A 12,036-nucleotide genomic window follows, 5' to 3' on the forward strand; every position below is an offset into this window, starting at 1 on the left:
CCTTCCTGTGCTTTTTGAAACGCAAGGGAACGGATGCGAAACATATGAAAAATCTTCGTCCACCGATCCATCCACAGGAAATCGACGAATGGAGCGGCGGCAGGCGTGGCGCATCGGCATTGCCGGATCGGCCTGCCCCTTCCGCGCCACGATTCGCCCCGCGCCATGGTCTGTGGGCATATGCGATACCGCTGCCCGACGGCACCATGCCGTCGTGCCAGCCGTTATGTTGTCGATAACGTCCCCGACCCGTGCGGTCAGGGAGGGCGGGAGCGGCTCTGCGTGGACAGCATTCGCGGAAAGCCGCTTCCGCCCTTTTTTCAACACCAGCCGATACGACGACCGCCTTCGTAACGGCGGGCCAGACCCTCGGCGACCAGCGTGTCGCCGACGCCGCGACCATTGACCGAGACCCGGCGCAGCAGTCGCCCGTAACGGTCGGTATCGCGGTCGATCGGGTGCAGCGTCACCCCGCCCGAATTGAGCAAGGCATGGAGGCGCGCGGTTGCCGCCTCGCCCAGCGCCGCTTCCCGGGCACAGCGCGCGGGATGGGTTTCGGGGGTGTCGATATCGGCGATGCGGATCTTTGCACCACCCATGCGGAAGGTGTCGCCATCGACCACGCAGTTGCTACCGCCGCCGCTTTCGCAGCGAGCGAATGTCCGAACGACTGGGGCGGACACCGCCGCAGGCACGGACGCCGACGGCGTCGCAGCATCGCCATCTGCGGGCAGCAACGTCCAGGCAAGGCCGGCGGTAATCCCCGCCAGCAACATCGCGCTCAGCTCGTTGCGACCGAACCGCCAGCGCGAATGGCTGCGGCGGCGAAAGGCGGTGCGCCGCCCGTCCCACTCGCGCCACAGCCGCCGGCTGCGGTGCAGGTCCATCGGATGCTTCATCGCCTCGCCTCCATCGAGGCGGATGCTATCGGGAGAAGGTCACCAAATCCTTGTCAGGCGCGCCCGCTTCGGCGGTGAGTCCCGCCATTTCGGAGCGACCGGCGATGCCTCCGTTTTGGATCGAACTGCGCGCCAAAGCGGCGCGACCTGTGGCTAACATGCGCGGTGAGCGAGCGGGAAAGCAATCAGGGTCCGGTCGTCTATGTCTGCGAAAGCTGCGTGACGCCGGGCGTCACGCGTGAGGCATGGGCGGCGTGGGACGCGGCGACGCAGGCATGGGTGCTGAGCGAGTTGTTCGACTACGCCTTTTGCCATCGCTGCCACCGGCGCACGCGACTGGAGACACGCGCGTCTGGCGAGTAGCAGCGGATCGAGCGGGACCGGCCCGAGCGATCAGCCCTGCGGGGGCGATGCGGCCTGTGCGCCCGTCCCGCCGCCCGCAATCGCAGCGCGGGCGAGTTTGACCATCGCCTCGCCGATATACGCACGAAGTCCGTCGCGATTGAGCCGGAAAACCTGGCCCTTGGGCAGGCAGATTGCGAGTGTGCCCTTCAGACGATCAACAGCGAGATTCTCGCTCTTGCTGTATGGTTTGGCCATGAGCAGCGCATGCGCCTCTTGTGGCGCGCGGCGTGCAACGCAATCGCCGAGGAAGCGGCGCGGGCGATAGTCGGCAGGCAGGGTGGCGGTATCACGGTCGAATTCGGTGGTCAGCGACAACGGCTCCAGTGCGGCGATCGCGGCGGGCGGACCGCCCTTGCCGAATTCGCGCCGATACAGCGCGGGATAGAGCGCGCCGCGAAGCGAAGCCCAACTGATGCTCAACGACATCGTGCCGACAAAGCGACGACCGATGCAATCTTGCCCGAACACCGCTATGCCCGCTTGCGACTTCGCGCCATCGTCGGGGAACTCGCGCAGGAACCGCGTGACGGCGGCGGCGTTCGATCTGTCCGCAACGATGCAATCGGCATATTCGGCGAGTTCGGTCGTCGCTGCGCGGCTCGACACTTTCTGCATGTCCCGCTCGCGTTCGCCGAACGCACCGACTTGTGCGGACGCTAGCAGCATGACGATCGTGAAACTCACCCAAAGCCCCTTCCCTGTTCCGTGGACGATATCCAATCGTCATGGAAAGGTCATGACCTTTTATGAGCCTAACCCGCGTTGGTCACGCCCAGCTGCCACAGCACGAACGCATTCTCCTCCGCCGCTTCCTTCAGGCTTTCCCAGCGGCCCGATTTGCCGCCATGCCCGGCACCCATGTTGGTCTTTAGCACCAGCACATGATCGTCAGTCTTGGTTGCGCGCAGTTTCGCGGCCCATTTGGCGGGCTCCCAATAGGTGACGCGAGGGTCGTTGAGGCCGCCGGAGATGAACATTGGCGGATAGTTCTGTGCGGTGACATTGTCGTAAGGCGAATAGCCGCGGATCAGGTCGAACGCGGCCTTGTCCTCGATCGGGTTGCCCCATTCGGGCCACTCGCCGGGGGTGAGCGGCAGGCTGTCGTCGAGCATCGTGTTGAGGACGTCGACAAACGGCACGTCGGCGACGACCACGCCCCACAGATCGGGGTCGGAGTTGATGACCGCGCCCATCAGCTCGCCGCCTGCGCTGCGTCCGGCGATGGCGATTCCGCCCTTGTGCGTGAAGCCACGATCGATCAGCCCCTTCGCCACATCGACGAAATCGTTGAAGGTGTTGGCGCGCTTTTCCAGCTTGCCGTCATGATACCATTGCTGGCCCAGATCGTCGCCGCCGCGAATATGCGCGATGGCGAAGGCGACGCCGCGATCGAGGAACGACATGCGCGCGGTCGAGAAGCCGGGCGGGATCGCATAGCCATAAGCGCCATAGGCATAGAGATAGAGCTTGCCGGTGCCGTCGCGCGGAAAGTCCTTGGGATAGACGATCGAGCACGGGATTTCGGTGCCATCGCGCGCGGCGATCTTCAGGCGTTCGGTGGCGTATTTGTCAGGCTCATAGCCCGAGGGGATCGTCTGGACCTTGCGTACCTCAAGCTCGCCCGATGCGACGTGATAGTCATAGACGGTGCCCGGGGTGACCATCGATTCATAGCCGATGCGCAGCACGTCCATCGCATATTCGGGATTGTCACCGAGGCTGGCGACATAGCTGGCTTCGGGGAAGGCGATGCGCTTGCCGAGACCGCCGACATATTGATGCAGCTCGATCTGGTCGAGGCCGTCCTCGCGGCCCTCCACAATGAAGAAATCGGCGAAGGTGGTGACGCCGGTCATGTAGAAATGATCGGACGGGGCGATACGCTCGACCCATTCACCGGGGTTGTCGATGCTGGCGGTGACCAGCCGCCAGTTGGTGTGGGTGTCGTTGGTGTGGATGTAGAGCGTGCCGTCATGCTCCTCGACATCGTACTCGCGCCCGGTTTGCCGCGGGGCGATCAGGATCGGTTCGGCGAGCGGGTTGTCGGTGGGGAGCAGGCGGATTTCGCTGGTGACGTGGTCGCCGGTCGAGATGATCAGCCATTTGCGCGAATGGGTCTCGCCGACGCCGACGCGATAGCCCTCGTCATCCTCGTGGAACAGCTCCACGTCGGATTCGACCGGCTCGCCAAGCTTGTGCCAGCGGGCGTTGTCGGTGCGCCATTGCTCGTTGGCGACGCCGTAAAGAAAGCCTTTCGAGTCCGAGGTCCAGACGAGGTCGGACAGGACGCCCGGGATGATGTCGGGCAGAAGCTCGCCAGTGGTGAGGTCCTTGATGCGGACTTCGAACCGTTCGGAGCCATTGTCGTCGATGGCATAGGCGAGCAGGCGGTCGTCGGGGCTGATCGAAAGGCCCCCAAGGACGAAATATTCCTTTCCCTCGGCCAGCTTGGGTTCGTCGAGGATCAGTTCGTCGGCACCGCCAGCGACCGGCTTGCGCCACCAGCGGCGATATTCGCCGCCGGTCTCGTGATCGGTCCAGTAAAGATACGCGCCATCCTTTTGCGGCACGGTGGCGTCGTCTTCCTTGATCCGCCCGCGCATCTCCGCGAACAACGTGTCGGCAAGCGGCCTCAGCGGGGCCATCACGCCTTCATAATATTCATTTTCCTCAGCCAGATAGGCGAGGACGTCCGGGTCGGTGACGCTCGGATAATTCGGGTCGCGCAGCCAGTTCCACGGATCGGTGATCGTGACGCCGTGGCGGTCATAGCTGTGGGGACGGGTGGCAGCGACGGGGGGCTTCTGGTCTGTCATGGATGCGCCTTACGGGCGGGCGGGCGCTACCGCAACGATGCCGGAGCCGCTATGGGCATCGCCATGACCACCGATCCATTCGCCCTGTTCGACAGCTGGTACGCCGAAGCGCGCGTCAGCGAGCTCACTGATTCCAATGCGATGGCGCTGGCGACGGTGGATGCGTCGGGGCAACCGTCGGTGCGGATGGTGTTGCTGAAAGGGCATGGGCCGGACGGGTTCGTATTCTACACCAACCGTGAGGGGCGCAAAGCGGGCGAGCTGGCGGCGGTGCCCAAGGCGGCGTTGCTGTTCCACTGGAAATCATTGCGCCGGCAGATCCGGATCGAGGGTGCGGTGACTTACGCCAGCGATGCCGAGTCCGATGCCTATTTCGCCAGCCGCAGCCGCGATTCGCAGCTGGGGGCATGGGCCAGCGATCAGTCGCGGCCGCTGGACAGCCGCGCAACCTTCGAGGCGCGCTATGAGGCGATGCGCGCCCGGTTCGAGGGCGGCGACGTGCCGCGCCCGCCGCACTGGGGCGGCTATCGCGTGACGCCGCAGACAATCGAATTCTGGCAGGACCGCGCGCACCGGCTGCATGAGCGGCGGGTGTTCACGCGGGCCTCCGACGGCGGCTGGGACGAAGGGATGCTGTACCCGTGAACGCAGCGACCGCCCGGCTGACGCGCAACGCGGCGCTGGCCAGCGTGTCGGCGGCACTGCTGCTGGGCGGGCTGAAGGGCTATGCCGCCTGGGCGACGGGATCGGTGGCGATGCTGGGGTCGCTGGCGGACAGCGCGCTCGACCTGATCGCGTCGCTGGTGACGCTGGCCGGCGTTCATATCGCGGCGCAACCGGCGGACGAGAAACACCGGTTCGGTCATGGCAAGGCCGAGTCGCTGGCGGCCTTGTTTCAGGTGGCACTGATTACCGTGTCCGCGCTGGTCATTCTGATCCGCGCGATCCAGCGGATGGGCGAAGGGGCGGAAACCGCCAATGCCGAATATGGCATCGCCGTATCGGTCATTGCGATTGCCGTAACGCTCGCGCTGACGGCCTATCAGGCGCATGTCGTGCGCCTGACGCGGTCGGTGGCGATCGGGGCGGATCGGGTGCATTATATGTCCGACCTGCTGCTCAATTTGGCGGTGATCGCGGCGCTGGTGCTCGACCAGTGGCTGGGGCTGTCGGGGGCCGATCCGGTATTCGGCATCGCCATCGCGGCGTGGCTGTTGTTCGGGGCGTTCCGCGCCTCGTCGCACGCGATCGACCAGCTGATGGACAAGGAATGGCCGCAGGAGAAGCGCCGCCGCTTCGTGCAGGTGGCGAGCGCGCATCCCCAACTGAAGAACCTTCATGATCTGCGCACGCGCACCAGCGGCAATCGCGATTTCGTGCAATTCCATATGTGGATGGACCCGAAGCTGACCGTGCTGGAGGCGCATGACATCGTCGAATCGATCGAGCATGCGCTGGCCGCCGAATTCCCCGACACCGAAATCCTGATCCATATCGACCCCGAGGGGCGGGTGGATGATCCCGGCAACGATCTGGTGGAAGCTGACGAGATCGCACGTTTGAAGGAACACTGATGGACCTGCCGTTCGCCCAGATCGACGCATTCGCCGACCGGCCGTTCACCGGCAACCAGGCGGCGGTAATCCCGCTCGACGCGTGGCTGGACGATGCGGTGCTGCAAGCGATTGCGGAAGAGAACAACGTCGCCGAGACGGCGTTTATCGTGCCGGATGCGGGTGGCGAGGCAGATTACGAGCTGCGCTGGTTCACGCCGGCGGTGGAGGTCGCTTTGTGCGGGCACGCGACGCTGGCGAGCGGGCATTTCGTGCTGGGCCGCGATTCGTCGCTGGAGCGGGTGCGGTTTCGCACGCGCAAAGCCGGGGTGCTTGAGGTCGCGCGAGAGGGTGACGGCTATGCGATGGCCCTGCCCGCTTATCCGCCGTCGCCCGCCGACGTGCCGGGGTTGCTGGCGGCGCTGGGCGTCGCACGCGGCGAGGTGCTTCGGCACGCCAATGGCTATGACCTGGTCGTGCTCGACACCGCAGCGGACGTGCTGGCGCTGAAGCCCGATTTCCGGGCGCTGGCGGCGCTCGGCGATACGCTCAATATTGTCAGCGCACCGGGCCAGGATACCGACGTGGTCAGCCGCGTATTCGCGCCCGCCGCCGGGATCGACGAGGACCCGGTGACCGGATCGGCGCACTCCGTACTCACGCCGTACTGGGCCGCACGGCTGGGTCGCGACCGTTTCTCGGCGTTTCAAGCGAGCAAACGCGGCGGGCATGTCGATTGCCAGGCCGCAGGCGACCGCGTGATCCTGCGCGGCCAGTGCGTCACGGTGATCGAAGGCGTGTTCACCCTGTGAACCACCCGCTCGACCGGCCGATCTGGAATGCGCTGAACAGGCGGCAGGCGGGGTTCGCGGTCGGCGATGCGCGCGCGATGCGGTTCCGGCCCGACGTCAATATCCTCGCCGCCGCAGCCGACGGCACTCCGGAAAACCTTGCTGCGCTTACCGCACTTGTGCCGCCCGGCGGCGCGATCGCCACGATCGATCGCGATCCGTTGCCGATCCCGCCCGGCCTGTCGGTCCGCCGCCAGACGATTATCCTGCAAATGGTCGCCGCCGCGCCAGTCGAGTCCCCGCGTCACCCGGAGATCATCCCGCTGAACGATGACGACGCCCCTGAAATGCTCGCCCTTGCGACGTTGACCGAGCCCGGTCCGTTCCTGAGCGCCACGCATCGCCTGGGCGGGTTCGTCGGTATCCGCCGCGACGGTCGCCTGATCGCGATGGCCGGGGAGCGCAACAAGCTTCCGGGGTTGACCGAGGTCAGCGCCGTCTGCACGCATCCCGATTACCGGGGCCAGGGGCTCGCCGCCATCGCCATGCGCGCGGTGATCGACGGGATCGTGGCGCGTGGCGAGACCCCGTTTCTGCACAGCTATCCCGACAATCACAGCGCCATAGCGGTTTACCGGAAACTGGGGTTCGAGGTCCGCGCGGCGATGACCGTGACGTTCCTCGAGCGTCAGGCGTAAGCGATTTCCGCCCGCTCGGTCTCGCGGATCCAGCCGCCGCCCAGCACCCGTTCGCCCGCATAGAAGACCGCCGCCTGACCCGGTGCGACGCCATATTCGGGCGTGTCGAACACCACGCGGCCGTCCTCAAGCCGCGCGGGAACCGGCTTGGCCATCGAGCGGACTTTTGCGGTGACGGGGCCTGAATAGCTGCCGCCGAGCCAGTTCAGCCCGTCGATCGTCGCGGCGCGCACCGCCAGTGCCGTCTTTGGGCCGACCACCACCGCGCGCGTCGCCGGGTCGAGGCGGATGACATAGAGGGGCTCCGGGCTGCCGCCGATCTCCAGCCCGCGCCGCTGCCCCACGGTGAAGTGGATCAGGCCGCGATGCTCGCCCAGCTTGCGACCGCTTTCATCGACGATGTCGCCTGCCGTATCCGCCTCGGGCCGCAGCTTTTTGACCAGCCCGGCATAATCACGGTCGGGGACGAAGCAGATGTCCTGGCTGTCGGGCTTCATCGCCACGCCCAGCCCGATCTCCGCCGCAATCTCGCGCACGCGGGCCTTGGGCAGACCGCCCAAGGGGAAGCGGAGGTAATCGAGCTGGGCGGCCGTCGTAGCGAACAGGAAATAGCTCTGGTCGCGCGCCGGATCGGCCCCGCGATGCAGTTCCGGCCCCTCCGGCCCTTCCACGCGCTGCACATAATGGCCAGTGGCAAGGCAATCGGCCCCCAGATCGCGGGCCAGCGCGAACAGATCGGTGAATTTTGGCCCCATATTGCACTTCACGCACGGAATCGGGGTGCGGCCCGCCAGATATTCGTCGGCGAAATCGTCGATCACGGTCGTTTTGAAGCTGCTCGCGTGATCGAACACATAATGCGCGATGCCGAGGCGATCGCAGACGGCGCGCGCGTCGCGGATGTCGCGGCCCGCGCAACAGCTGCCTGCGCGACCCACTGCTTCGCCATGATCGTAGAGCTGAAGCGTGACGCCGATCGTCTCCGCCCCGGTCTGCGCGGCGAGCGCGGCCACGACCGACGAATCGACGCCACCCGACATGGCGACGACGATGCGCCGCGCGTTGAGCGGTCCGCTCAGCTGAAAATCACTTCCGGTCATCGTGCCCGCACATAGGGAGGGCCGGACCACGATGCAAAAGCCAGAGGCATTTACCGACCCTTCAGCCTTCTTCGCTACCCATAACGGATGAATTCGACTCAAGGTGAGTGGCGTAAGTGGACCTGAGCTTCAAATTCGACCGCGATCTTCTGGAAAGGGATTGGGCGGTCACCGCAATACCGACCGAGCTGGCGGTGCTGATGGTCGGCGTCGCCGCGCGTCAGGCGGCGAGCTTCACTGCACAACTGCAATCCGACCTGTCGCGTGTGGAAGCGGTCGGCGGGTTGCTGTCGCCCACGCACGGTGCGTTCAACAATGCCGTGGAAGCGGCGCTAACCCGCTGGCAACAGCTATGAAGGCGCTGTTTACCGTGCCGCTTAGCCTAAGCTCAAGTCGCGCTGATTATGGTCGTTACAGAACAATGACGGGGGCCCCCCGCCCTGATCGAGGTAGGCATGATTGAAAACCAGAAGATCCGACCAGCCAAAGTTATCGGGCCGCTCGGCGAACCGCTGACGATTGACTCGCTGCCGCCCCCCGAAACGACGCGTTGGGTCGTGCGGCGCAAGGCGGAAGTGGTTGCAGCCGTCAATGGCGGGCTGCTGTCGGTCGACGAAGTCTGCGACCGCTATAATTTGACGGTCGAGGAATTCGCCGGGTGGCAGCGCGCGATCGACCGGTCGGGCATGCCGGGTCTGCGCGTGACGCGCATCCAGCATTATCGCTCGCTCTACGAGCGCCAGCATAAATATTGAGGGACGCTACTAGCTAGGCATTCGGCCACGGCGGTCAGCCGACAAACAGACTCCGCCCCTCGAAACGCGGGCGGAACCATTTTCGGCCTTCACGAGTATTCGCCACACAAGGCCCGACATTCGGGCGAACAGGCGGAGACTAAAAATGCTGGGAATCATCATCTGGCTCGTGATCGGTGGCGTTGTCGGCTGGCTTGCCAGCCTGGTGATGCGGACCGACGGACAGCAGGGCATTCTGCTCAACATCGTCGTCGGCATCGTCGGCGCGTTCATCGGCAGCCTGATCTTCAGCCGCGGGTCGATCAACGACGGCGTGACCGTCACCAGCTTCGTCGTGTCGCTGCTGGGCGCGATCATCCTGCTGGCGATCGTCAACCTCGTGCGTCGCGGTTCGGTGCGTTAATCCGCACGCCCGACGACTGAAAACAGACGGGCCGCCCCCATTGGGAGCGGCCCGTTTTGTTTATTTGAGCAAGAAGCGCACGCGCAGATTGACGCTGATCTGCTGTTCGCCGGGGACGACCTGCGTCGAATCCTTGGCTTCGGCGCGGGCCATCATCTGTGGCATCGGCCCCGGCGCGCCGCCGTCGATCGATTCGCTGATCGACACCATCTGACCGACCTGCATGCCCACAGCCTTTGCATAAAGCTCGGCCCGTGCGCGGGCGCGCTTGACCGCGTCGAGTCGCGCTTCGTCCTGCGCCGCTTCCATCTTGTCGATCGACAGGTTCGGCCCGTCGATTTGATTCGCCCCCTGCTTCACCAGTGCGTCGAGGATCGTGCCGCTCTTCGCAATGTCGCGGAAGCGTATCGAGATGCTGTTCGACGCCTGATAGCCGGTGATGACCGGCGGCTGATTCTCGGCATAGCGATATTGCGGGCTGAGCGAGATTGTCGCGGTCTGCATGTCGCGCGGGGCGATGCCCGCCGCCTTTACCGCTGCCAGCACGCGCGCCATCTGCGTGGCATTGGCGGCCAGCGCGCCGGCGGCGGTTGGCGCCGACGTTACGACACCGGCGCGAATCATGGCGATGTCGGGAACGCGATTGGCCTGCCCCTCCGCAATCACGTCGAGCAGGGTTCCCTCGACCGCCACCGGGGCAGCGACCTGCGCCGCAGCTGCCATCGGGAGCGCAGCGGCGATCGCCGCGATGCTGAGAAGTCGAATCATGCGGAAGTCCCTTTCAAACGAAATGTCCCGCCGCACCTGGGGCACGGCGGGACAACCGGGGCTGAACGGCCCGAAAAAACTCAGCTTGCGCGGCGCGACATCACCACGCGATACAGCGCCAGCAGCACGATTGCGCCGACGGTGGCGGCGATATAGCTGCTGAGCGTGGTCGAGAGATTGACGCCGAGCGACGGCGCGATGAAACCGGCGAGCAATGCGCCCGCAATCCCGATCAAGATGGTGACGATGATGCCGCCCGGATCCTTGCCGGGCATGATGAGCTTGCCAAGGACGCCTGCGACAAGGCCGATAAGGATCCAACCGAGAATACCTTCGGGCATGCTTTCCCTCCTGATTACGGCCCCCCGTTGCAGGAACCGGGCGGCAGACTGCATCAGGATTAACGTTTTGCGAACCCCGAAACGACTCTGCGCCGCAGCTGGTCTTTAGGGGGAGCGGGCCGGTGCCGCTTCCACGCCTTGCAAAGGACGCTTTCGCTTGCGGAACAAGACGAAAACAGGCATTGCGCGGCGCGGTTTAATTAGGCCTCTTGAGGCCGGTGACTTATTCATCTAATACAGCGTTACGGGGATGGCCCGCGACGGTTCTTTCGGAACCGCAGTGAAGGGGTCGCGCATGAATTATGAGGCAGGGATGTTGGGCAGGGACGAGCAGCTGGCACTGACCGGCGAAGACGAAGTTCGGTCGAAGCGGCGCTGGTGGATCGTCGGCGGCGTGCTCGCCGCAGTGCTGATCGCCGTTGCGGCATGGTTCGCCTTTGCATCGGGCAAGGATGACGGTGCCAAGACCGCCGCTGCGGGCAAGGGCGCGGAGGCCGGCGGTCGTCAGCTGCCGACCGTGACCGTCGCCGTCCCCGGTCGCCAGACGATCGAACGCGTCATCACCGGCACCGGTTCGCTGGCTGCACGCCGAGAAATGCCGGTCGGCGTCGCCGGCGAAGGCGGCATGGTCACCCGCGTGCTGGTCGAACCCGGCAGCTGGGTCGGCGCGGGCCAAGTGCTCGCCACGGTCGATCGCTCGGTCCAGTCGCAGACCGCCCAGTCGCTGTCGGCACAGGTTCGTGTGGCACAGGCCGATCTGGGCATCGCCCAGTCCGAGCTCGATCGTGCGCAGCAGCTCGTCGCGCGCGGCTTCATTTCAAAGGCCGATATCGACCGCAAGACCGCGACCCGCGATTCCGCCGCCGCCCGCGTCCGCGTGGCGCAGGCCCAGCTGGGCGAGACCAGCGCGCGCAACCGCCGCCTCGACATTCGCTCGCCCGCGGCCGGCCTCGTGCTGACCCGCGCGGTCGAGCCGGGGCAGATCGTCAGCTCCGGCTCGGGCACGCTCTTCCGCGTGGCGCAGGGCGGGCAGATGGAGCTGCGCACGCAGCTGAGCGAAGCCGATCTTCAGCGGCTTGCAGCCGGTGCCCGTGCACAGGTGACGCCGGTCGGCACCACCGAAGTGTTCACCGGCGAGGTGTGGCAGGTCTCGCCCGTCATCGACCCGCAATCGCGCCAGGGCATCGCGCGCGTCGCGCTCGCCTATAACAAGGCGCTGCGGCCCGGCGGTTTCGCCAGCGCGCGCATCGTCGCGGGCGGACAGGTCGCGCCGCAATTGCCGCAATCGGCGATCCAGAGCGACGCAAAGGGCAATTTCGTCTATATCCTGAATGCCAAGGACGAGGCGGAGCGCCGCGCGATCACAACCGGCGACGTTTCCGACTCAGGTGTGGCGATCATCAGCGGCCTGAACGGCACCGAACGTGTTGTGCTGACGGCTGGTGCGTTCCTGAATCCGGGCCAGAAGGTCGTTCCGAACCTGACGACCCTGAAGCGGTAAGATCGA

15 protein-coding genes are annotated in these 12,036 nt (G+C 65.5%); 9 read left to right on the plus strand and 6 right to left on the minus strand.

What is annotated here, in order from left to right; all coding sequences use genetic code 11:
* Window positions 1-320: 320 nt before the first annotated feature.
* Complete coding sequence (locus U1702_RS11185) at window positions 321-899, minus strand: thermonuclease family protein (RefSeq protein WP_332724405.1); 579 nt, start codon at window positions 897-899, stop codon at window positions 321-323.
* A gap of 165 nt (window positions 900-1,064) precedes the next feature.
* Between U1702_RS11185 and U1702_RS11190 the strand changes: the two genes are divergently transcribed.
* Window positions 1,065-1,262, plus strand: a complete 198-nt coding sequence (locus tag U1702_RS11190) for a hypothetical protein (RefSeq protein ID WP_332724407.1) — start codon at window positions 1,065-1,067, stop codon at window positions 1,260-1,262.
* 30 nt (window positions 1,263-1,292) lie between these two features.
* Here the strand turns inward: U1702_RS11190 and U1702_RS11195 are convergent, their stop codons facing one another.
* The gene (locus tag U1702_RS11195; RefSeq protein WP_332724409.1) at window positions 1,293-1,988 is read right to left on the minus strand and encodes a hypothetical protein; all 696 of its coding nucleotides are present in this window, start codon (window positions 1,986-1,988) and stop codon (window positions 1,293-1,295) included.
* 68 nt (window positions 1,989-2,056) lie between these two features.
* Window positions 2,057-4,120: a S9 family peptidase gene (locus U1702_RS11200; protein ID WP_332724411.1), complete on the minus strand. Its 2,064-nt coding sequence runs from the start codon at window positions 4,118-4,120 to the stop codon at window positions 2,057-2,059.
* Window positions 4,121-4,183: 63 nt separating this feature from the next.
* On the opposite strand from U1702_RS11200, the gene pdxH reads away from it, so the two are divergent.
* Genes pdxH through U1702_RS11220 form a run of 4 tightly spaced genes read left to right on the plus strand, consistent with a single transcriptional unit; the run spans window position 4,184 to window position 7,162 of the window.
* Entirely contained in the window at window positions 4,184-4,765 is a 582-nt protein-coding gene (gene pdxH / locus U1702_RS11205; RefSeq protein ID WP_332724412.1) for a pyridoxamine 5'-phosphate oxidase, read from the plus strand.
* Window positions 4,762-5,694: a cation diffusion facilitator family transporter gene (locus U1702_RS11210; protein ID WP_332724414.1), complete on the plus strand. Its 933-nt coding sequence runs from the start codon at window positions 4,762-4,764 to the stop codon at window positions 5,692-5,694. Before pdxH ends, U1702_RS11210 begins: the two co-directional genes overlap by 4 nt.
* The gene (locus tag U1702_RS11215; RefSeq protein WP_332724416.1) at window positions 5,694-6,485 is read left to right on the plus strand and encodes a PhzF family phenazine biosynthesis protein; all 792 of its coding nucleotides are present in this window, start codon (window positions 5,694-5,696) and stop codon (window positions 6,483-6,485) included. Before U1702_RS11210 ends, U1702_RS11215 begins: the two co-directional genes overlap by 1 nt.
* Window positions 6,482-7,162: a GNAT family N-acetyltransferase gene (locus U1702_RS11220; protein WP_332724418.1), complete on the plus strand. Its 681-nt coding sequence runs from the start codon at window positions 6,482-6,484 to the stop codon at window positions 7,160-7,162. The genes U1702_RS11215 and U1702_RS11220 overlap by 4 nt, the downstream gene beginning before the upstream one ends.
* Here U1702_RS11220 and mnmA read toward each other — a convergent pair.
* On the minus strand, window positions 7,153-8,262 hold the full coding sequence (gene mnmA / locus U1702_RS11225) for a tRNA 2-thiouridine(34) synthase MnmA (RefSeq protein WP_332724419.1): 1,110 nt from the start codon (window positions 8,260-8,262) through the stop codon (window positions 7,153-7,155). The genes U1702_RS11220 and mnmA overlap by 10 nt on opposite strands.
* 116 nt (window positions 8,263-8,378) lie before the next feature.
* Between mnmA and U1702_RS11230 the strand changes: the two genes are divergently transcribed.
* The 3 genes from U1702_RS11230 (at window position 8,379) to U1702_RS11240 (ending at window position 9,420) form a co-directional block, all read left to right on the plus strand.
* Complete coding sequence (locus U1702_RS11230) at window positions 8,379-8,618, plus strand: hypothetical protein (RefSeq protein ID WP_332724421.1); 240 nt, start codon at window positions 8,379-8,381, stop codon at window positions 8,616-8,618.
* 99 nt (window positions 8,619-8,717) lie between these two features.
* Complete coding sequence (sciP, locus tag U1702_RS11235) at window positions 8,718-9,017, plus strand: CtrA inhibitor SciP (protein WP_332724423.1); 300 nt, start codon at window positions 8,718-8,720, stop codon at window positions 9,015-9,017.
* A 148-nt stretch (window positions 9,018-9,165) separates the two neighbouring features.
* Window positions 9,166-9,420 (plus strand): GlsB/YeaQ/YmgE family stress response membrane protein, encoded by a 255-nt coding sequence (locus U1702_RS11240; protein WP_332724695.1) that lies wholly within the window; start codon window positions 9,166-9,168, stop codon window positions 9,418-9,420.
* 60 nt (window positions 9,421-9,480) lie between these two features.
* Here U1702_RS11240 and U1702_RS11245 read toward each other — a convergent pair whose 3' ends face one another.
* Complete coding sequence (locus U1702_RS11245) at window positions 9,481-10,188, minus strand: SIMPL domain-containing protein (RefSeq protein WP_332724425.1); 708 nt, start codon at window positions 10,186-10,188, stop codon at window positions 9,481-9,483.
* 80 nt (window positions 10,189-10,268) lie between these two features.
* On the minus strand, window positions 10,269-10,529 hold the full coding sequence (locus U1702_RS11250; protein WP_332724427.1) for a GlsB/YeaQ/YmgE family stress response membrane protein: 261 nt from the start codon (window positions 10,527-10,529) through the stop codon (window positions 10,269-10,271).
* A 295-nt stretch (window positions 10,530-10,824) separates the two neighbouring features.
* On the opposite strand from U1702_RS11250, the gene U1702_RS11255 reads away from it, so the two are divergent.
* Window positions 10,825-12,030 (plus strand): efflux RND transporter periplasmic adaptor subunit, encoded by a 1,206-nt coding sequence (locus tag U1702_RS11255; RefSeq protein ID WP_332724429.1) that lies wholly within the window; start codon window positions 10,825-10,827, stop codon window positions 12,028-12,030.
* Window positions 12,031-12,036: the final 6 nt, after the last annotated feature.

It is taken from the genome of Sphingomonas sp. LT1P40, from assembly GCF_036663835.1.
In the GTDB taxonomy this organism is placed as follows: domain Bacteria; phylum Pseudomonadota; class Alphaproteobacteria; order Sphingomonadales; family Sphingomonadaceae; genus Sphingomonas.